Here is an 18,154-nt window from a genome sequence, read left to right as displayed (position 1 = left end):
GATTATCTTACCGCATAAAACCCATAATCAGCTTAAAACAGACGATTTAAACTTGAAAGGAGAATGGAAAATGCAATACCGAAAATTATCGCCTACTGCCCAAGACTATGCTAAAAAATTATATCTGGAATATAGAGATCGCATTAAAGAAAATGTACCTGATGATAAAGCGGCCATTATCAATATCGCCACTGATTCACATACACTTGACTACATTGATGAATTACAGGATTTCTTCCATTTTAAAGTAAATAAAGGCAATGTTATCATCAATCAATTTTTTGTCGATCAAATGACCCGCTTTTGTAAATGGTAATATCAAAAAATAAAAGAACCGTCAATGACGGTTCTAAAAATCAAAATGGTGGAGACAAGGGGACTTGAACCCCTGACCTTCTGACTGCCAGTCAGACGCGCTCCCAACTGCGCCATGCCCCCGTAAGCTGACTATGCTATAATACAATACCTGATTATTTTTGTCAATGACTTTTTTAGAAAAAACGATTATTTCCTCTTAACAATTTTAAAAAAATGGTTTAAAATAGAACCATACTAAATTATACAGGAGAAATCAAATGGCTAAAATAGAAATCTTTGAACCTGAATTAACTTGTGTTGACGGTGTCTGCCAAATGGGAGAAAATGCCGATCTCGCGCGGATCAATGATATGGTCGCTTCTTTTGCGGACGATGGCTGGGATATTGTAAGACATAACCTCACAATGGATCCCAACGCATTTGTGGAAAACCGTACAGTCGGAACTCTATTGGTAGAAAAGGGAAACAGCGTTCTGCCGGTTACTTTAGTGAACGACAAAATTGTAAAAATGCGGGAGTACCCTTCTGCTCTTGAATTCGTAAAATGGTTCTCCGGCGAAACCAACTGATCTAATTAAGATGGATTTAAAAAGTCTTTATCAACAAATAATAGATTATATCCCCAACACCGAACAGGAGTTTAGGGACAAAAAAATCTTTATAAGCTTAATGGAAAAATATCCGGATACGATTCTGACAAGAAAAAACCCTGTGGCACATCTAACAGGCTCAGGTTTTATTTTTAACCCGCGCCGCGACAAATGCTTGATGGTCTTTCATAATCTTTACAAGTCGTGGTCATGGAGCGGCGGCCACGCCGACGGGTGTGCTGATCTTTTATCTGTAGCGATCAAAGAAGCAGAGGAAGAAACCGGCATCAAAAACTTAAAACCTATTTCAGAAAAAATAATCAGCCTGGATGTTTTACCAGTTTTTGGTCACTTCAAAAATGAAAACTACATCAGCACACATCTGCATTTATCGGTTGCTTTTTCACTTACTGCTGATGACCGTCTTCCATTAACCATTAAGCCTGATGAAAACAGCGATGTTGCCTGGCTTCCTCTTGAAAGCATCAAAAAATACAGCAGTGAAGAGCACATGCTCCCCATTTACCAAAAAATAATTAAAAGGACGAAAGCTCTCTAGGCTCGTCCTTTTATTTTATTCCAAAACCCTCAGTCGTGCTCTTGTCAGTTCCTTTGGGTCTCCGTCCTCTACCTCCACAAAAAGCTCGCGCATCATGTAAAGAAGCGGACTGGATTCATTCAAAACAAGCAATTCATTTCCATCAACATAGAAATGCAGCGTCCGGTTGCTTTCCCGGTAAGTGATAAAGGCGGTATCCGTAATTGTCATACCATATTCGACCACTTCTCCGGTCGGTGTTTCCATATTAACATCACGACAAAGATTTAAAGTTCCTACAATATCTAAAAACAAGGTTTTAATTTCCGACTCAGTCATTAAATAACTCCTCCAAGGTTTTCTCGTTTTTATTATACCATACTATACTCTTTTAAAAATAAAAATCTCCCGAATATTTCGGGAGATTTTATATAAAATCCGTCTAATTAATCCTCTTAGTAGTTTTCAGATAAAATCTGGAAATCTGCTCCGCTTGTCTTGCATACAGGACACATTTTTAAAGCTTTTGTGCCTTCATAAACGTAACCGCACTTCATACACTGCCAGAGCACTTTATCTGATTTTTCAAAAACAGTTCCTTCTTCAACATTGTTTAATAATTTTAAATAACGCTGTTCATGACGGTTTTCAATATTAGCAACTGCTTCGAATAAAAAGGCAATTTTATCAAAACCTTCTTCCTTTGCTTCCTTAGCAAAAGTAGCGTACATATCAGTCCATTCATAGTTTTCGCCAGCTGCTGCGTCTTTTAAGTTTGTAGCTGTATCTGGGATTTCATCACCGTGTACAATTTTAAACCACAATTTTGCATGTTCTTTTTCATTTGTAGCTGTTTCTTCAAATAATTCTGCAATCTGACTGTAGCCTTCTTCTCTGGCTTTTTCTGCGTAATAAGTATATTTATTGCGGGCCTGAGATTCACCAGCAAAGGCAGTTAATAAATTCGTTTCAGTTTTTGATCCTTTTAATTCCATGTTCAAAATACCTCTCTTGAATCTTATAGATTTTATTTAATCCTAGCGTTCCTTAATTAGGAACGATTATAATATAACAATTATCAAACAAATTGTCAAGGCTAATTTTGAAAAAAGTTAATCAATAATTGGAACAAAAGCATTATCTTGTGATGCCTTATAGCAGAGCTCAATCAACGTTTCCGTCGTACGGCCTCTTGATAATTCCGGCAAATGATCCAAATCAAAATACCGGGCATCTTCAGTCTCGATATTCTTCTGGAATGCACCATCAATGACATCACACAGCATAACCGTTTTGTAAATCGCAAAAGGATTGGGCAGATCAACATTTTTTACCCAGTCGAATACACCGACCAATTTTTTAGCAACCACATGCAGGCCAGCCTCCTCACGGGCTTCCTTCTCGATATTTTCTTTAACAGATAACCCTATATCCGCCCATCCGCCTGGCATTGACCAGCAGCCGTCAATACTTTCCTTTACCAGAAGAATTGCGTCCTGTCTAAAAATTGCCCCCCGCACATCAACCTTCGGCGTCTGGTATCCTGTTTCAAAGCAAAACAGATCTCTGATTTTTTCTGCGCCCGCATCGGTATAATTATTTAAAATATCAACAGACATCTCCCGAATTTGTTCAAAGCGTTCTCTGTCGTATTTATTTGTAGAGTAAGTCAAACCAGCCTGCGCAATTGACTGAAGCTGCTTTGCCCACGCCAACCATTTCTTTTCCATAGTTATTCCTTTCTTGATATTATTCTTATTTTCAACAAAATTTTATAGGCATTTTCCGTTTAAAGTTTAAAAATTGTGGTATAATTAATTATATCATTAAGCGGATAAGTGGGTTACACGGACTGCTCAAAATTATATTTGGACTATAGGAGGTCTTTATTATGTGCAAAAAACCAAAATTTTATATCTGTAGACATTGCGGCAACATCTTTGGTGTTGTTGAAGACAGCGGCGTAACACCGGTTTGCTGTGGTGATCCGATGGAAGTTTTAACTCCTAATACCGTCGATGCAGCTCAGGAAAAACACGTTCCAGTAATCAAAGTCGATGGAAATACCGTCACTGTTGAAGTCGGCAGTGTTCCACATCCAATGCTCGAAGAACATCATATCGCCTGGATTTATCTTGAAACTAAAGAAGGCGGTCAGCGTAAGTGTCTGGAAATCGGCGGCGAACCAAAGGCTGTTTTCGCTTTAACACCTGGTGATGAAGTGATCGCTGCATATGAATATTGTAACCTACATGGATTATGGATGGCAACTGTTTAATCCATATTCAAGCAAAAGCAAAACCCCGGAGAACTTCTCCGGGGTTATTTGTTTTCTAAAATTTTTTGCATTTCCAAGCGGCATTTCTCTAAGAGACGCCGGATTTCATAGCTTCTCTTATTGTTAACATCTGGATAAACCGGCTTTAAAATTTCTAAATGCAGAAGCGGTTTTTTCCGAAGCAGGCTTCTTACCCCATTTACAGATCTGTAAGTCAATACCATAGGCACCAGTGGAACCTCAGCGTCATACGCAAACGTAAATGCACCTTTTTGAAAAGGCCGTAAAATAGGGCAATATGGCTCCAGACTTCCTTCCGGAAAAAGATGGACGGCGTCCCCCTGACTCAAGGTTGCCTCTATTCTTTCCATAAAGCCCCTGAATTCAGAAAGCTTCCCTGGAATCGGTATTCCACCCAGGTCATCAACCAAATGCCCCACAAAGGGCATTTTCAGATTTTCATCCAAGGTTGGAAAATACATCCGATGCTGCCTGCAAACACCGGCTACCATCGTACAGTCCAGTGTATGAACATGGTTACAGATTGTTACCATCCCGCCGCTGACATCAGCTAAATTCTCTTCTCCTGAGACCGTGAGACCAAACATTATGCGATTATATAAAGGCAGTAGGGTCAATGCTATTTTTCTTAAAACAAAACGATTCTCAAAGTATCGTTTATCTTCATCGCGTTCAGTAATAACATTTTCGACCAAATTTTCAGCCTCGTATTGTATCATACTCGTCAATAGCCTCCTTAAACATTTCTTCCATCTCATAAACGCAGTCCTCTATATTATATTGCTTACCGTATACTGCATATTCTTTTTCTAAAAGCCTTTTTTCTTTAGGATGTTCAATAAAATAATCAATTTTAGCAGCCAAATCGTAAGGGTCACCTGCATTAAAGAGGCATCGGTTATTTAAAGCAAACTGAGAGGTTGCTGATTTAGGACTGTTGGAGATAACTGGTACCAGCCCGCTACAAAATGCTTCAATACAGGAGATCGCCTCACTTTCAGCATCTGCTGTATGAACATAAAGATCGCTCATTGCAATGATATCACGCAGCTTTTCCTTGTCAAAAAAATCAATAAGAACCTTATTTGGCAGTTTTTCTCCAGCTTTCTCGTAGAACTTTTTCTTTGGTCCTTGTCCTGCTAATATCAAGCATATCTGGTCCCTGTATTTAGATAACCCCGCTGCTTCTATGAGCAGATCCTGTCTTTTTTCATTGGCCAGGCGGCCAACCATTAAAATCACAAACTTACCCCTGAGCAACGGAATCTTATCAATCTTACGGAAATAAAAATCCGGATCGACACCATTTGAGATAACATGCAGCTTTGCTGTATAACCATTTTTACGCAGTTCTTCTGCGATAAAATTACTGGGACAGTGAATATGTGAAAATTGGTTATAAAAAATATTCTTGAAGCCCTGATACAAGGCTGTATTAATTTTTTCTACTTTATTAATTTTCAACGTGTAGGTAATATTTTCCGGTTGCACATGAAAGGCCGCTGTTGCGGGGACAGACAACTCCCTTGCAATTTTAGCACCCTGGATCGAAAGTGGAAAAGGCATTAAAAAATGGACAATATCCGCCCATATAATAGCCTTTTTCAGAACTTCCCTGCTAGGCTTCGCCAATGTCATGCCCTGATTCTGAATAATCTGTTTGACAACAGGGGGAAAATGATATGAACGCACCATATATTTGTCAGGGCTTTCCTTTCCTGTACTGACAATTCTCACTTCATGCCCATGCTTTTTCAATGATTCTGCAAAGCGGACTGCTGACATTGTGGTGCCATTGTTGGTATGATCAAATTGGTCCATAACTAATAAAATTTTCATTGAATTCCTCCTCGTATACTTAAATTATACCCAAAGCAAAATATTTTTGTACAGTGACAATTCCTTTATTTTGTATAAAAATAAAAAAGGATGCTCTTCAGCATCCTTCAACGAATCATTTTACCAGCGGTCTAAAACTTTCTTTTTATAATGCCGGTACACGATAACTTCAAAAACAAGGCAGGCAATCTCAGAAACGATAAAACCATACCAGACCGTATCCAGGCCTCCGATCAAAGAGAACAGATAGGAAAAGGGCAGTAAAAAAATCATCTGTCTCAAGAAAGAGGAAATCATACTGAGATAGGATTTTCCCATTGCCTGAAAAGAAGTACTGAGCATAATGGATATCCCCGCAAGCGGAAATGCCAGGCTTATTGCTCTGAAGCAATTAATCCCAATCGCCGTCATTTCTTCTGACGCATTGAAAAGCATAAAAATCTGAGCTGGGAAAAGCTGGAACAAAAGAACCCCGACAAACATAATGACCAAGCTCGTCAGAATAGAGACCTTTAATGTCTCTTTAAACCGCTTTGCATTCTGAGCTCCGTAATTATACCCAAAAATGGGCATTGCTCCCTGTCCAAGCCCAAAAATCGGCATAAAAATGAAGGATTGCACTTTAAAATAAACCCCGAAAACCGCCACAGCGGTCATGCCATATCCAGCCAGAATCAAGTTGTAGCCTGTCACCATGAAGGAACCAATCCCCTGCATGATCGCAGACGGAAGCCCTACCACAGCGATATCTTTCATGATTGCTCCGCGGTATTTAAAAGAACGAAAATGAAGCTTTAAAAGGTTCTTTTTCCGCTTTAGGACTACAATCAAAATATAGACCATTGCAATGATCTGGCCAGTAACTGTCGCGATGGCAGCTCCTGTAACCCCCAGAGCCGGAAAGCCCAGTAGACCGAAAATCATAATCGGATCCAGAATAATATTCGTGATTGCCCCGATCAGCTGACCGATCATTGGCTGAATCATATCGCCTGAGCCCTGCAGTGTGCTGAAACCAGCCTGCGTAATAATGCTCCCAAAGCTGAAAATTGTAACAATCAGCAGATAATCTGTACATCCCTTAATAATTTCTGGGTTGTCCGTAAACATTTTTACAAAAATATTTGAAAAAACAGCGCCTAAAATGGCTGCAGCTAAAGATAAAATCACTGCGACCAGAAAGCCATGTTCCGCTACCATTTCTGCCTCGCGGTGTTTTTTTTCACCAAGGCGCCTAGAAATACCGGAATTGATCCCTACACCCATACCTACAAAGCAGGATACAATCAGCATCTGTACTGGAAACGCAAGAGAAACAGCGGTGAGAGCATTTTCCCCTGTCTGCGCGACAAAGACGCTGTCTACGATGTTGTACATTGCCTGTACAAACATCGAGATGATTGCTGGCAGAGCCATACTAAAAAGTAATTGGGGGATATGCATCGTCCCCATTTTGTTTTCATGCTGTAACTGTTGTTCTTCCACCAAAACACTTCCCCCTCACTTTTAACAAATTTTATTTTTTCTTTTTGGAAATTTCAACTTTTACTTTGTTATCTTTGATCATTTTACCATTCAGTTTTTTTTCTACTTTTTTGGCGACATCCACATCCACATCCACAAAGGTAAATTTATTATACATATCAATATTTCCAACTGCCGAAGACGCAATATTACACTCGCCGCAAATAGCGCCGAGAATATCTCTTTTCTGCACTTTGTCTTTCTCACCAACACTGATAAAAAGACGTTTTGTCTTTTCTGGGCCAAAGGATTTTCCTTTACTGCCCTTTACTTCTCTGCGGCGCTTTCCATCTCTTTCACGTCTGCCTTCACGGCGCCCGCGTTTTTTAAACTCAGTATTTAAATCTTCCGCATCTGACAAAGGAAGCTGCGCCTGTAAAAGAACCGCAGCGATAAATTCTGCTTCGTAGCCCTTTTCTTCAAGTTCTTGAATGATCGCAATGTAACGTTCCAGTTCTCCCTTTTCGGCTTTGAGCTTAAAACGTTCCTTGAAATGGGCGATCTTAATATCATTGATCACCTCACTGGTCGGAATTAAATCGCGTTCGATGCTTTTCTTGGTATAATCGGTTATTTTTCGCAGTTTAAACTGATCCCTTGAACGGGCAAGTGTCAGTGAAAGACCGCTCTTCCCCGCACGTCCGGTACGGCCAATACGGTGTACATAGTATTCTTCGTTGTCTGGTACATCGTAGTTAAAAACAATATCCACATCGTCAACATCAATCCCTCTGGCCGCTACATCGGTGGCTACTAAAATTTTCAGCCGCCCCTGGCTAAAGCGTTTTAAGACATTGAGTCTAGATACCTGGCGCATATCGCCATGAATTTTGTCTACGGAATACCCCAGTTCCTGCAGATTTTCAGTAATTTCGTCAACATAGTGTTTGGTGTTGCAGAAAATAAGTGAGCGTTGAGGTTTATAGACATCCAATAAACGGGTTAAAGCTTCAAACTTATTCTGGTCAGAAATATTAAAATACTTCTGCTCAATACTTGGCGCTACCATTGTTTTAGGCGAAATTTCAATCATTGTCGGATTTTTCTGGTAGGTTTCCGCTATCTTTAAAATGGGTTTTGGCATTGTAGCCGAAAATAAAACGGTCTGAACATCATGGTCTACCGCATCTAAAATGAGCTCAATATCCTCTCTGAAGCCCATATTCAGCATTTCATCCGCCTCGTCCAGCACTGCCATTGTAAGTGCGTTGAATTTTAAAGTTTTCCGACGCATATGGTCCATGACACGTCCTGGTGTGCCTACTACAATCTGTGCTCCGGATTTCAGATCACGAATCTGGTTTTCAATTGAAGCGCCGCCAAACACTGCAACAACTTTAATGCTGTGGCTGTATTTTAAAACCTTTCTGAATTCTTCAGAAACCTGCAGCGCCAGCTCACGTGTCGGCAGCAACACCAGCACTTGCGGTTTTCTGAGTTCTGGATCAATCTTCTCTATGGCAGGAATCGCAAAGGCCATAGTCTTTCCTGTTCCTGTCTGGGATTTACCAATAAGGTCGCCGCCTTCCATCAAACGGGGAATTGCGCGTTCCTGAATTTCTGTCATATCAACAAATCCCATATCATCAATTGCCCTGAGCAATTGCTCGTTAATCTCTAGTTCTCTAAATTTCATATAACTTCCTTTCTAAATACATAACATCTAATTATAAACTAAAAAACAAAAGAAAGCAAATTTTATGTCAAACTTGGGTATATTTTTTATAAGAATACTCTAATTGATTAAGGAAGTGATCATGGTGATTGAAACAAAACGCATCTATGAACCCAAAAACATTATGGATGGGTACCGCGTTTTAGTAGACAGCTACTGGCCCAGAGGATTTACTCACTCCAGCGCCAATGTCGATATATGGAAAAAGGAACTTGCTCCCAGCAAAGAATTGATCCGGCGTTTTCATTCTGGAAAAGATTCATACGAAAGCTTTAAATCGCAATATTTGGAAGAACTTAAAAATAATCAGGCTGTCAAAACTTTTCTATCCGATTTGAAGAAACGTCTGAAGGAAGAAAATGTTACTTTAATCTATTCTGCAAACAATAAGGAACAAAACCAGGCCGTTATTCTGGCCGATTATTTGAACACAATACTTTTTCAAAAAAACAAAGCGCCACGGGCAGCGTGACGCTTTGTTTTTCTATAATGCAAATCTTTCAATGGCCTCTGCCACACCATCTTCATCATTTGTAGAAACGATATGGTCCGCAATTGTTTTGACACAGTCATAAGCGTTTCCCATGGCAATTTTTGTTCCTGCAATTTCGATCATTTCCAAATCGTTGTCACTATCTCCTATTACCATGACCTCTGTAAGGCTTATTCCCAGATATTCGCAAAGCTTTGTGAGTCCTAACCCTTTATCAACCCCTTCTGGAATACATTCAAGGCAATAGTTCATTGGGCGCAAGGGTACTAAATCCACAATTTCACCCGCCCTTTTCTGGACTTCATCCAATTTATCAAAGTCGGTGGATGAAATGACAAATTTACTGACCTCCAAGTGGTTTTTATCTAAATAGTCCTCGATATCCTCAACCACAATTTGCTGTTCCTTAAATTGACGTACATATTCATCGGCCCATCCTGCTGTTGGCATTTCAGGAAATGTTTTTTTTGTACAGACACATCCATGAATGGTATGCGCCTGGACAAAAATGCCATCGTACTGATCCACCAGCTCAATTATCTGTCTGATAATCTCTTTTGAAAGAGCATCCTCAAAGATCACAATATCTTTTTTATAGTCTCGAACCACGCCGCCATTACCGGAGAGCATATAATCGGTCCCTCCAATGGCTTCGGCGGCAAACCAGCCTTCTTTATCAATCCGGCCTGTTGCCACTACAGGAATGATCCCTTTTTCTTTAGCTTTTTTAAAAGCTGCTTTGTTTTTCTCAGAGATTGTATTCTGAGTGTTTAAAAGCGTGCCATCCAAGTCGGTAACGATCATTTTTATTGCCATGAAAATGCTCCTTCGTTTATTTATGTAACAGCATTGACGCTGTTTTCAACCCATATAATGGTTCTGTTTCGAGCACTGCTTTTTTTATGGCCATCGCCATCACGCGTGCCGCCAGTGTTCCAACCACATTAATATCTGCAGCCACCTCGCCCACAGACATGACATAGACACTGTCGCCGTCCGCTGTGGTATGGACAGGCCTTATGGCCTGTCCGTAACCGTTATGGGTCATTGCTGCTATTTTTTTTGCTTCAACCTTATTAAATTTCCCATTGGTAATCACAGCACCTATGGTTGTGTTTCCAGTAAACAGATTCTCTTTGCAGGAAATATCCTCATACATGGCGGCTTCGGTATCCTCAAATTCAGAAAGGTCTGCTGAGAGCATCCCTGCCAGCTTATCACCGCTTTCAATATCAAAAATATCCCCGAGGGCGTTGACCGAGACAATAGCACCTACCTTTAAATCGCCAAGCTTAACGGCATAGGTCCCAATGCCTGATTTCATCATCGTCTGGACTCCTCGATATTTGCCAACGGTCGCACCTGTTCCGGCTCCAATATTACCGTTCTGTATGCTTTTTCTGTTTTCTGAATCTAGGCATGCCTGATAGGCCATCGCTTTATCTGGGTACGCATTCGGTTTGCCGACAACCAAATCAAAAATACACGACTGGCAGACAAGCGGTACCTTTGCCACACCCGTATCAAAGCCAATGTTGCGCTCACTCAGATACTGCATGACGCCACCGGCGGCGTCCAGACCAAAGGCAGAGCCGCCGCTTAACAAAACAGCATGGATTCCCTGGGCAGCAGCTACCGGGTTCAAAAGCTCACTCTCTCTGGAGGCTGGTCCTCCGCCTCTTACATCAAGCCCTGTAGGTGCACCCTGTTCATTGATAATCACGGTGCACCCTGTCCCGCCTTCTATATCCTGCGCATGGCCGATTCGGATATTTTCAATATCATTAAGGTTTATTTCCTGCATTGTTACCTCATTTCTGATGCTATACAGCAACTCTCGTTTTCAAATACTTCATTAATGGCTTACACACGGCAATCGTAATAACAATGCCAACGCCAAGCTCAAGTAAACCATTTACGCCCACAATGGTTAAAAAAACTTCCTTTAACGGAATTGCGCTGAAGAAAAACCATAAGCACCCCATAACCATGATTGTATGGCATAAGGTTGCTATACCCGCGCTGATGCCTATGCTTAAAGCATCATTGCTCAGCCGGCTTTTTAAAGCTTCATACAGCACTCCTGCAATCACCCCCAACAAAACTCTCGGCAAAATACACATAACCAGAGATTGAATCGGGGCTCCGCTTGCAAAAGGTGAAAACATCAGATCTACCGGTGAAACACCCATAAATGTAGCCTTAAGCATACTTAGAATACCAAAGGCCAAACCTAAAATACCACCGCAAACCGGCCCCATAGCAATAGCGCCGATAATCACCGGAATGTGCAAAATTGTAATTGCAACCGGAGGAATCTGAATAAAACCAAGTGGGGTAAAGGTAAGTACCACCAGTATGGCGATCAGCAATGTAAGCTGTGTCATCTGTGCAGTCTTTTTGTTTACCTGTGACATAATAAAAACTCCTAACTGCCGCTCTTTTTAAAGATGCAGCGTCTAATTTATTCACAGACCGTCATATCTTCGCCTGTGTAGCTTTATTTTATCACATTAAAAATAACGAACCAAGTTTTTTCAAAAATACGCACTTAAAATGATTGACATTTTCTTTTTTAATCCTTAACGCCAATCCTCCGCCTTTAAGCCTTTTTTAAATTTATCAATATCTTAAAAGGTTTGTAATCGATTTTCATCATGTAAATAAGGCATTATATTAAATGAACCTTTCCATTTCCTTAAAATTTTATGAATATTTTAAATTTTGTCTTGCTACGTTTTTGAGATGATGATAGAATATTAACAGTTTAAGAAGACTGTCCAGAAATGCCACACAGTGACTTTTCAACGCAACACAGTGCGGCATGTTTAAATTCAAATTTTGAAAGAAACGAGTGAGGATAAAATGGTCGATACAATTTATGTTTTACTTTTCCTTTTAGGTGTCCCTTTCTTTGCTTATGGTATTTATTATTTAATCGTAGGGATATCCGGATACCGTAAACACACAAAGTTCAACCAGCATGCCCCTGAAAATCGCATGTGCGCGGTTATTGCCGCAAGAAACGAATCCCTTGTTATTGGGAATCTGATCGATACGTTAAAAGAACAGAATTATCCAGAGGATTTATTTGATATCTACGTTATTCCAAATAACTGTACAGATAATACTGAAGAGGTAGCCCGGAAACACGGCGCAAAAATATTCCACTGTACCTCTGAAGTGCGCTCAAAGGGCGCTGCTTTAGAACAGTTTTTTGATGCTACCTTTGCAGACAATGACGTTTTTGATGCTTTCTGCGTTTTTGACGCTGATAATCTGGTTGATCCAAATTTCTTCTCTGCAATGAACAATGCTTTATGTGACGGAGAAAAAATTGCTCAGGGCTACCGCGACAGCAAAAACCCAACAGACTCCTGGATCTCAGGCTGTCAATCCATTTTTTACTGGACATTAAACCGCTTTATGAACCTTGCAAAACAGGGGATCGGCTGGTCCGCCGCTTTAAACGGAACCGGCTTTATGGTTTCCCGCGAAGTCTTAAAAGATGGCGGTTTCAGAACCTTCAGTATGACTGAGGATATTGAGTTTACCACTCAATCCATTATGAAGGGGTATCGCGTCGCATGGGTTCCTGAAGCCCTTACCTTCGACGAACACCCCATTACCTTTGAAACCTCCTGGAAGCAGCGCAAGCGTTGGTCTACCGGTACGATCCAGTGTTTTTCACAGTACTCAGCTCCCTTATGGGAAAACTTCAAAAAAACGCGTAACTGGATGTGCGTGGATATGATCTTATATCTTCTTGCTCCGTTCATGCAGGTTTTAACCAGCATCTATACAATTTGTTCATTCGTTGTACTGACACTTTTACTCATTAACACACAGGTTTGGTCTGATGCCCTCACCTTTGCCATTCTCTTTGGTGTCGGCGGTGTTATTATCAGCTTCCTCTTTACCGCAATGGTCGTTAAGCTTGAACACCACAAAATAAAAGAAGTCGCCGGCAAAGCATTTTTCTCTTTCTGGTTCTTCCTGTTTTCATGGATACCGATTAATGTCCTCTGCTTTGTCAAGCCGATTGAAACCTGGGAACCGATCGAACATACTCAGAGCTTGAAGCTCTCACAATTACAGCTTAATAAATAAACTATCAACGCCCCGATGTAATACAACGGGGCGTTTTTCAGATGACAGCACAAAAAAAGGAACCGTCTTTTGCAGTTAAAAGACGGTTCCTTTTTACAGGACCATATTCAAGAAATTAATGGTTCTTTCGTTCTGTGGATTTCCAAACACTTCACTTGGTGGTCCCTGTTCCACAATATAACCTTCATCAATGAAGATAACACGGTCTGCAACCTCTCTGGCAAAGCCCATTTCATGGGTAACCACAACCATGGTCATCCCTTCGTGTGCCAGCTGTTTCATTACATTGAGAACTTCTCCAACCATTTCCGGGTCAAGAGCACTTGTTGGTTCATCGAACAGCATAACATCCGGGTTCATTGCCAGCGCCCTGGCAATGGCCACACGCTGCTGCTGTCCACCGGAGAGCTGCCCTGGATAGGCGTCCGCCTTAGCGACCATATCAACCCTTTTTAAAAGTCCTTGTGCTACTTCCTCTGCTTTAGCCTTATCCATAATTTTTAAAGCGACCGGCGCAAAGGTAATATTTTTTAAAACAGACATATTGGGGAAAAGGTTAAACTGCTGGAATACCATTCCGATATTCCGGCGGTAGAGGTTAATATTTGCATGGTTTCCGGTTATCTCGTTGCCGTCCACCACGATCGTACCACTGGTTGCCTCTTCAAGCGCATTGATGCAGCGCAGCATTGTGCTTTTACCAGAGCCTGACGGGCCGATAATACAGATGACCTCACCTTCCTCTACCTCCAGATTAATGTCCTTTAAAACCTCTAAATCACCAAAGCTCTTTTTGAGATTACTAATTTTTACTTTTGCCATAGCTCATCTTCCTTTCAATATGACTCGAAACCTTTGACAGAATCATAATCGGGATAAAATACATGACACCAATGATAATCCACATTTTTAAGGATTCAAAATTATTGGCAATGATTAAACGTCCAGTCTGGGTTAATTCTGCTAAACCAATAACAGAAACCAAAGAGCTGTCCTTTAATGTGATAATACACTGATTTACAATCGCCGGGATCATTGTTTTGATCGCCTGAGGTAAAACGACTCTGCGCATTGCCATAGTGTAGGGAAGGCCAAGACTTCTGGCTGCCTCCATCTGCCCTTTGTCAATGGACTGAATCCCGCCTCTGACAATTTCCGCGGTATAGGCGCCGGCATTCAGGCTCAATGCGATAACACCAGCTATAAAGGCATCTAAACGCATATTCAGTGCGCTTGGTATCCCAAAATAAATAAAAAATACCTGTACAATTAATGGTGTACCACGGATAATATCAATGTATACACGTGAAATTCCCCGTAAAAAAGTAGTCCTTGAAACAGATAACAAACCAAAGAGAAGCCCTAGCACCGCCGCAATCAGCAGCGATACCAGGGTCAGTTCGATCGTCATCCAAAGACCTTGTAATAAACGAGGATAGGTTTGAGCAAATAATTCAAAAATACTCATTCAAAAACCTCCTGGAATTATTTTAGGCCATTAAATTATTAATTTGTTTTGATGTAAGTATCTAAAATTTCCTGATATTTACCATTGTCTTTCATGTTCTTTAAGCCAGTGTTGAACATTTCAAGCAATTCTGCATTCTTACCCTTCTGTACAGCAAACCCGTAAGAATTACCAGCCTGTAAATCACCAACTAATTTTAATGGCTGGCCTTTTGCGATTGCATAGCCTAGTACCGGGTAATCTTCGAAACAGGCTACAGAGTTACCTGATTTAACATCTTCATACATATTTGCAGATTCCGGGAAAGAGGTAATGGTGAAGCCATACTGGTCTTTAATGGATTCAGCATACTTAGAGCCTTCAGTACCATTCTTAACCGCGACATTTTTTCCTTTTAAATCATCGTAAGATTTAATGGTGTCATTGTCAGATTTTACAGCCATACCAACGCCTGAATCAAAATAAGGATCAGAGAAATCATATTTTTTCTGACGTTCTTCGGTAATACTCATACCAGCGATAACGCCATCGGCCTGTCCTGATTCAAGAGCGGTAACAGCCGCATCAAAGCCAAGTGGCTGCAGCTCATATTCAAAGCCCTGATCTTCAGCAATCGCTTTTAATAAATCCATATCGATACCTACACGGTTACCGGATTCATCTTCAAATTCAAATGGCGCAAAGGTTGTATCGGTTGCAATGATATATTTTTTTGCCCCGTCACTTCCGCTTGAGCTTCCGCCGCTTGAACAAGCAGCCAAAGAAAAAGTCATTACTGCGGCTAATGCCAAAATACCAAACATTTTGAGTTTCTTCATTTCTTTTCCTCCTGGATTATAGATACTTATTGTTAAAAGTATATCATTTTTTCAGAAAATACGCAACGAAAAAAAATCTCCGACTCAGGGTAAATAATAATTATACTGCTTAAACTCTAAAAAAACAAGCTTAAGTTCGGTATAAAATTCTTTAAATTTTTTACCCAAATCGACGTCAAACATAACAAAAAGCTATTGGAAAAATCCAATAGCCTTTTGTTTGATTTTATAAATCAGGATGCTCTTTTAAGTACTGCTTAATGGCTTCAAGGTCTCCCTGGTCAATGATAATTTCAGAATCATCACTCTCGAGCAGTACCTCATCCGGTAAAATCTGTACCTCGACATCCTCAAATTCAACCGGTTTACGGCTCATATACATGAGCTCCTTCTGATCCAGGATTTCCTTACGGCGGGTAAGATCCGCTTCGATGGTATCCAGATCATCAATCCGTTTATTGATCTGTTTAGACAGGCGGATCAAGTCATCCAGAACCTCATCAACGATAAACTGCTTGTCAATAATTGTTTTAAGCTTATCGCGGATAACATCACCTGTTTTCAAAATATCGGTATCCGTTGTAATTGGCGTTAAATTGTCCAGCTCCTGCTTAAAGTCGCTAACTGTTTTCTGAAGCTTTTCAGTTCCTTTAGTCGAAGAATTAATCTCTGTAAGTAGCGCGCCTAAACGTTCTTCGATGGCGGCAAAATCTTCTTTCTGCTCTGGCGATATCGCGCTGTCAAGTTGATCAGCAGAAGCTGCCCCGGCGCCGAAGAGATCGGCCACTGAAACGGCCTCATTATCATCTGCCTCTTCTTCCTGAACATCCTCAGCAGCTTTTTCATCAACGGTTGGCTCTTCTTCAATTTCTTCTGCTGCTTCTGTCTCAGATTCTTCATCAACGACTTCTTCAGACTGCTCTTCCTCTGCAACTATCTGTTCAACATCATCATTGTCGATTTCCTCAGGCTCAAGGTTCGTCAGGTCATCGTCATTGATCAAAAGAGATTTAAAGGCTTCCTCGTCAAGATAGGTGTCCTCATCATCCTCTTCTTCATCAGCTTCCTCAATGGATTCCTCAACTTCTTCAAAGTATTCTTCTTCAATTTCGTCTTCGTCATATTCTTCAAAGAGCTCTTCATCCTCAAAATCTTCAAATTCTTCATCCTCGAACTCTTCATCGTCCTCAAATAAAGATTCTTCCTCTTCGTAGGGCTCTTCAATCCCTGCATTTACGGCCGCAGTGTCAATCTCATCTGTGTTACCGTCTTTTGTAACCAGAGACTCGAAAATATCATCATATTCTTCTTCGTCCTGGTCTTCGTCACGATTGCTGAGCCATTCTTTTCGTTCCTTTTTTTCGCTGTGTCCTGAAACACCAAATACTTTTCCCCAGATTAAGTGACTGATCAGAATAACCACAATGTCTGCTACTGCAGTGATCAGCAATAATTTTGATGATATACTGAAGGCCATAAAGTAATTGATCCCAAAAACAATAATGTCAGCCACGACGATAAACACAATCGCGATAACCAATTTTTTCGACAGACCTGTAATATCGCCAATCCCCATCATCAAAATTTTAATTCCCGCAAAGAAACAGGAAACAATCATGACATTTGTATCCACATCGTGGCTTACAAACTGAAAGAGTAACAAAACACCGTATGTTGATAAAATAACTGCAATACAATCAAAAAGCAGTAGTAATCCTAATTTTTCACTTTTTTCTGCCATATCTTCACTCCTCAATATTTTCTTCGGTAACCGCTTCCGTATTTTTGTCCTTCTGCTCATTCAAACCAAAGGATGGAAGTACCGAACCTAAAGAATCTGCAAGCTTGTCTGTTCCCTTATACATCGATTCAATTTCCAATAGCTTGAGGTATTCTCGATTGAGGGTCTCTTCTTTTTTGTTCAAAGCTTCGTTTCTCTGTTTCAGCACATCAAAAGCATCCTCAAGAACATCCAGCATTTCCTTGACCATCTGTTCCCGTTTTTCAATGACCTTGATCTGCTTCTTCAAGCCGTCGGGCATATCACTGTCGTCGATATGACTTTCCGGCTCATCATCGCCGCACGGACACTCCTGCTCTTCGGATGATTCCTTAAACACCGGCACGAACGTGTCCCTCATTTCTCCATCAACACCCTCCTGCAGTTTCGCAATCTTCTCATCCTTGTCCTTTGACACATTGAGTAATTTTTTTAATTCCTCATCTTTTTCCATCAGCTGCTTTTCCAGAAGCTCAATACGTGACTCTACACGGTCAAAAGATTGTCCTCTATCCTGGGTATTCTTATCCATACAAGTCCACTCCCTATTTTCTTTCTATTACCATTTTCGGCACTGCTTTTTAAGGTTTAATATTTATTCATAGTCTATTATAACAAAATTCTTAGTAAAAGTATAATGTCTTTGTCAAAAAATATCATTGAAATTTTATTATTTTTCTCCATTATGGTATAATAACACAG

General features: G+C 40.5%; 21 protein-coding genes and 1 tRNA gene. 6 read left to right on the top strand and 16 right to left on the bottom strand.

Features of this window, described 5'->3' with window-relative positions; genetic code table 11:
- Positions 1–70: 70 nt before the first annotated feature.
- A complete protein-coding gene (locus B2M23_RS07405; protein WP_038353042.1) occupies positions 71–316 on the top strand; it encodes a hypothetical protein in 246 nt (81 codons plus the stop codon).
- Positions 317–362: 46 nt separating this feature from the next.
- Here the strand turns inward: B2M23_RS07405 and B2M23_RS07400 are convergent.
- A tRNA-Ala gene (locus tag B2M23_RS07400) sits at positions 363–438 on the bottom strand.
- Positions 439–575: 137 nt separating this feature from the next.
- Between B2M23_RS07400 and B2M23_RS07395 the strand changes: the two genes are divergently transcribed.
- Both B2M23_RS07395 and B2M23_RS07390 read left to right on the top strand, forming a co-directional pair.
- Positions 576–887: an arsenic metallochaperone ArsD family protein gene (locus B2M23_RS07395; protein ID WP_052237342.1), complete on the top strand. Its 312-nt coding sequence runs from the start codon at positions 576–578 to the stop codon at positions 885–887.
- Positions 888–897: 10 nt separating this feature from the next.
- Positions 898–1,467 carry an NUDIX hydrolase gene (locus B2M23_RS07390; RefSeq protein ID WP_038353043.1) on the top strand — a complete coding sequence of 190 codons (570 nt, stop codon included), beginning with the start codon at positions 898–900 and terminating at the stop codon, positions 1,465–1,467.
- A gap of 15 nt (positions 1,468–1,482) precedes the next feature.
- Here B2M23_RS07390 and B2M23_RS07385 read toward each other — a convergent pair whose 3' ends face one another.
- The 3 genes from B2M23_RS07385 to B2M23_RS07375 form a co-directional block, all read right to left on the bottom strand.
- Positions 1,483–1,785 (bottom strand): hypothetical protein, encoded by a 303-nt coding sequence (locus B2M23_RS07385; RefSeq protein WP_038353044.1) that lies wholly within the window; start codon positions 1,783–1,785, stop codon positions 1,483–1,485.
- Between the two features lie 116 nt (positions 1,786–1,901).
- The gene (gene rbr / locus B2M23_RS07380; RefSeq protein ID WP_038353045.1) at positions 1,902–2,441 is read right to left on the bottom strand and encodes a rubrerythrin; all 540 of its coding nucleotides are present in this window, start codon (positions 2,439–2,441) and stop codon (positions 1,902–1,904) included.
- A gap of 117 nt (positions 2,442–2,558) precedes the next feature.
- Positions 2,559–3,176, bottom strand: a complete 618-nt coding sequence (locus B2M23_RS07375) for an NUDIX hydrolase (RefSeq protein ID WP_038353046.1) — start codon at positions 3,174–3,176, stop codon at positions 2,559–2,561.
- A 161-nt stretch (positions 3,177–3,337) separates the two neighbouring features.
- Here B2M23_RS07375 and B2M23_RS07370 point away from each other — a divergent pair, with 161 nt between their 5' ends.
- Positions 3,338–3,724 carry a desulfoferrodoxin family protein gene (locus tag B2M23_RS07370; protein ID WP_038353047.1) on the top strand — a complete coding sequence of 129 codons (387 nt, stop codon included), beginning with the start codon at positions 3,338–3,340 and terminating at the stop codon, positions 3,722–3,724.
- 44 nt (positions 3,725–3,768) lie between these two features.
- Here the strand turns inward: B2M23_RS07370 and B2M23_RS07365 are convergent, their stop codons facing one another.
- The 4 genes from B2M23_RS07365 to B2M23_RS07350 form a co-directional block, all read right to left on the bottom strand.
- On the bottom strand, positions 3,769–4,464 hold the full coding sequence (locus tag B2M23_RS07365; RefSeq protein ID WP_038353048.1) for a lysophospholipid acyltransferase family protein: 696 nt from the start codon (positions 4,462–4,464) through the stop codon (positions 3,769–3,771).
- Positions 4,445–5,584 carry a glycosyltransferase gene (locus B2M23_RS07360; protein WP_038353049.1) on the bottom strand — a complete coding sequence of 380 codons (1,140 nt, stop codon included), beginning with the start codon at positions 5,582–5,584 and terminating at the stop codon, positions 4,445–4,447. Before B2M23_RS07360 ends, B2M23_RS07365 begins: the two co-directional genes overlap by 20 nt.
- Positions 5,585–5,704: 120 nt before the next feature.
- A complete protein-coding gene (locus B2M23_RS07355; protein WP_038353171.1) occupies positions 5,705–7,069 on the bottom strand; it encodes an MATE family efflux transporter in 1,365 nt (454 codons plus the stop codon).
- Between the two features lie 31 nt (positions 7,070–7,100).
- A complete protein-coding gene (locus tag B2M23_RS07350) occupies positions 7,101–8,744 on the bottom strand; it encodes a DEAD/DEAH box helicase (RefSeq protein ID WP_038353050.1) in 1,644 nt (547 codons plus the stop codon).
- Between the two features lie 121 nt (positions 8,745–8,865).
- Between B2M23_RS07350 and B2M23_RS07345 the strand changes: the two genes are divergently transcribed.
- The gene (locus B2M23_RS07345) at positions 8,866–9,255 is read left to right on the top strand and encodes a DUF488 domain-containing protein (protein WP_013382076.1); all 390 of its coding nucleotides are present in this window, start codon (positions 8,866–8,868) and stop codon (positions 9,253–9,255) included.
- A 12-nt stretch (positions 9,256–9,267) separates the two neighbouring features.
- Here the strand turns inward: B2M23_RS07345 and B2M23_RS07340 are convergent, their stop codons facing one another.
- The 3 genes from B2M23_RS07340 to B2M23_RS07330 are packed head-to-tail and all read right to left on the bottom strand — an operon-like array spanning position 9,268 to position 11,693.
- Entirely contained in the window at positions 9,268–10,092 is an 825-nt protein-coding gene (locus tag B2M23_RS07340) for a Cof-type HAD-IIB family hydrolase (RefSeq protein ID WP_038353051.1), read from the bottom strand.
- 16 nt (positions 10,093–10,108) lie between these two features.
- Positions 10,109–11,080 carry a P1 family peptidase gene (locus B2M23_RS07335; protein ID WP_038353052.1) on the bottom strand — a complete coding sequence of 324 codons (972 nt, stop codon included), beginning with the start codon at positions 11,078–11,080 and terminating at the stop codon, positions 10,109–10,111.
- A 19-nt stretch (positions 11,081–11,099) separates the two neighbouring features.
- A complete protein-coding gene (locus tag B2M23_RS07330; protein WP_038353053.1) occupies positions 11,100–11,693 on the bottom strand; it encodes an ECF transporter S component in 594 nt (197 codons plus the stop codon).
- 448 nt (positions 11,694–12,141) lie between these two features.
- On the opposite strand from B2M23_RS07330, the gene B2M23_RS07325 reads away from it, so the two are divergent.
- A complete protein-coding gene (locus tag B2M23_RS07325) occupies positions 12,142–13,386 on the top strand; it encodes a glycosyltransferase family 2 protein (protein ID WP_013382080.1) in 1,245 nt (414 codons plus the stop codon).
- 93 nt (positions 13,387–13,479) lie between these two features.
- On the opposite strand, the gene B2M23_RS07320 is transcribed toward B2M23_RS07325, so the two are convergent.
- The 5 genes from B2M23_RS07320 to B2M23_RS07300 all read right to left on the bottom strand — a co-directional run bounded on the left by B2M23_RS07320 (position 13,480) and on the right by B2M23_RS07300 (position 17,984).
- A complete protein-coding gene (locus B2M23_RS07320) occupies positions 13,480–14,208 on the bottom strand; it encodes an amino acid ABC transporter ATP-binding protein (protein WP_013382081.1) in 729 nt (242 codons plus the stop codon).
- Positions 14,189–14,854, bottom strand: coding sequence for an amino acid ABC transporter permease (locus tag B2M23_RS07315; protein WP_038353054.1), 666 nt, complete (start codon positions 14,852–14,854; stop codon positions 14,189–14,191). The genes B2M23_RS07320 and B2M23_RS07315 overlap by 20 nt, the downstream gene beginning before the upstream one ends.
- Positions 14,855–14,892: 38 nt before the next feature.
- Positions 14,893–15,672, bottom strand: coding sequence for a transporter substrate-binding domain-containing protein (locus B2M23_RS07310; RefSeq protein WP_038353055.1), 780 nt, complete (start codon positions 15,670–15,672; stop codon positions 14,893–14,895).
- A gap of 226 nt (positions 15,673–15,898) precedes the next feature.
- Positions 15,899–17,413 (bottom strand): hypothetical protein, encoded by a 1,515-nt coding sequence (locus B2M23_RS07305; protein ID WP_038353056.1) that lies wholly within the window; start codon positions 17,411–17,413, stop codon positions 15,899–15,901.
- Between the two features lie 4 nt (positions 17,414–17,417).
- Positions 17,418–17,984, bottom strand: a complete 567-nt coding sequence (locus tag B2M23_RS07300; protein ID WP_038353057.1) for a hypothetical protein — start codon at positions 17,982–17,984, stop codon at positions 17,418–17,420.
- Positions 17,985–18,154: the final 170 nt, after the last annotated feature.

Origin of the sequence: Eubacterium limosum (assembly GCF_000807675.2) — a bacterium.
Taxonomy (GTDB): domain Bacteria; phylum Bacillota; class Clostridia; order Eubacteriales; family Eubacteriaceae; genus Eubacterium; species Eubacterium limosum.
Note: the sequence above shows the minus strand (reverse complement) of the source record. Positions and strands in the feature narration are given on the sequence as shown.

What these genes read in the sequence shown, in the direction of transcription:
- B2M23_RS07370 (WP_038353047.1), top strand. Translation starts at nt 3,338, where the DNA reads ATGTGCAAAAAACCAAAATTTTATATCTGTAGACATTGCGGCAACATC.
- B2M23_RS07320 (WP_013382081.1), bottom strand. Translation starts at nt 14,208, where the DNA reads ATGGCAAAAGTAAAAATTAGTAATCTCAAAAAGAGCTTTGGTGATTTA.
- rbr (WP_038353045.1), bottom strand. Translation starts at nt 2,441, where the DNA reads ATGGAATTAAAAGGATCAAAAACTGAAACGAATTTATTAACTGCCTTT.
- B2M23_RS07405 (WP_038353042.1), top strand. Translation starts at nt 71, where the DNA reads ATGCAATACCGAAAATTATCGCCTACTGCCCAAGACTATGCTAAAAAA.
- B2M23_RS07350 (WP_038353050.1), bottom strand. Translation starts at nt 8,744, where the DNA reads ATGAAATTTAGAGAACTAGAGATTAACGAGCAATTGCTCAGGGCAATT.
- B2M23_RS07340 (WP_038353051.1), bottom strand. Translation starts at nt 10,092, where the DNA reads ATGGCAATAAAAATGATCGTTACCGACTTGGATGGCACGCTTTTAAAC.
- B2M23_RS07330 (WP_038353053.1), bottom strand. Translation starts at nt 11,693, where the DNA reads ATGTCACAGGTAAACAAAAAGACTGCACAGATGACACAGCTTACATTG.
- B2M23_RS07345 (WP_013382076.1), top strand. Translation starts at nt 8,866, where the DNA reads ATGGTGATTGAAACAAAACGCATCTATGAACCCAAAAACATTATGGAT.
- B2M23_RS07395 (WP_052237342.1), top strand. Translation starts at nt 576, where the DNA reads ATGGCTAAAATAGAAATCTTTGAACCTGAATTAACTTGTGTTGACGGT.
- B2M23_RS07325 (WP_013382080.1), top strand. Translation starts at nt 12,142, where the DNA reads ATGGTCGATACAATTTATGTTTTACTTTTCCTTTTAGGTGTCCCTTTC.
- B2M23_RS07375 (WP_038353046.1), bottom strand. Translation starts at nt 3,176, where the DNA reads ATGGAAAAGAAATGGTTGGCGTGGGCAAAGCAGCTTCAGTCAATTGCG.
- B2M23_RS07335 (WP_038353052.1), bottom strand. Translation starts at nt 11,080, where the DNA reads ATGCAGGAAATAAACCTTAATGATATTGAAAATATCCGAATCGGCCAT.
- B2M23_RS07315 (WP_038353054.1), bottom strand. Translation starts at nt 14,854, where the DNA reads ATGAGTATTTTTGAATTATTTGCTCAAACCTATCCTCGTTTATTACAA.
- B2M23_RS07390 (WP_038353043.1), top strand. Translation starts at nt 898, where the DNA reads ATGGATTTAAAAAGTCTTTATCAACAAATAATAGATTATATCCCCAAC.
- B2M23_RS07310 (WP_038353055.1), bottom strand. Translation starts at nt 15,672, where the DNA reads ATGAAGAAACTCAAAATGTTTGGTATTTTGGCATTAGCCGCAGTAATG.
- B2M23_RS07300 (WP_038353057.1), bottom strand. Translation starts at nt 17,984, where the DNA reads ATGGATAAGAATACCCAGGATAGAGGACAATCTTTTGACCGTGTAGAG.
- B2M23_RS07365 (WP_038353048.1), bottom strand. Translation starts at nt 4,464, where the DNA reads ATGATACAATACGAGGCTGAAAATTTGGTCGAAAATGTTATTACTGAA.
- B2M23_RS07305 (WP_038353056.1), bottom strand. Translation starts at nt 17,413, where the DNA reads ATGGCAGAAAAAAGTGAAAAATTAGGATTACTACTGCTTTTTGATTGT.
- B2M23_RS07385 (WP_038353044.1), bottom strand. Translation starts at nt 1,785, where the DNA reads ATGACTGAGTCGGAAATTAAAACCTTGTTTTTAGATATTGTAGGAACT.
- B2M23_RS07360 (WP_038353049.1), bottom strand. Translation starts at nt 5,584, where the DNA reads ATGAAAATTTTATTAGTTATGGACCAATTTGATCATACCAACAATGGC.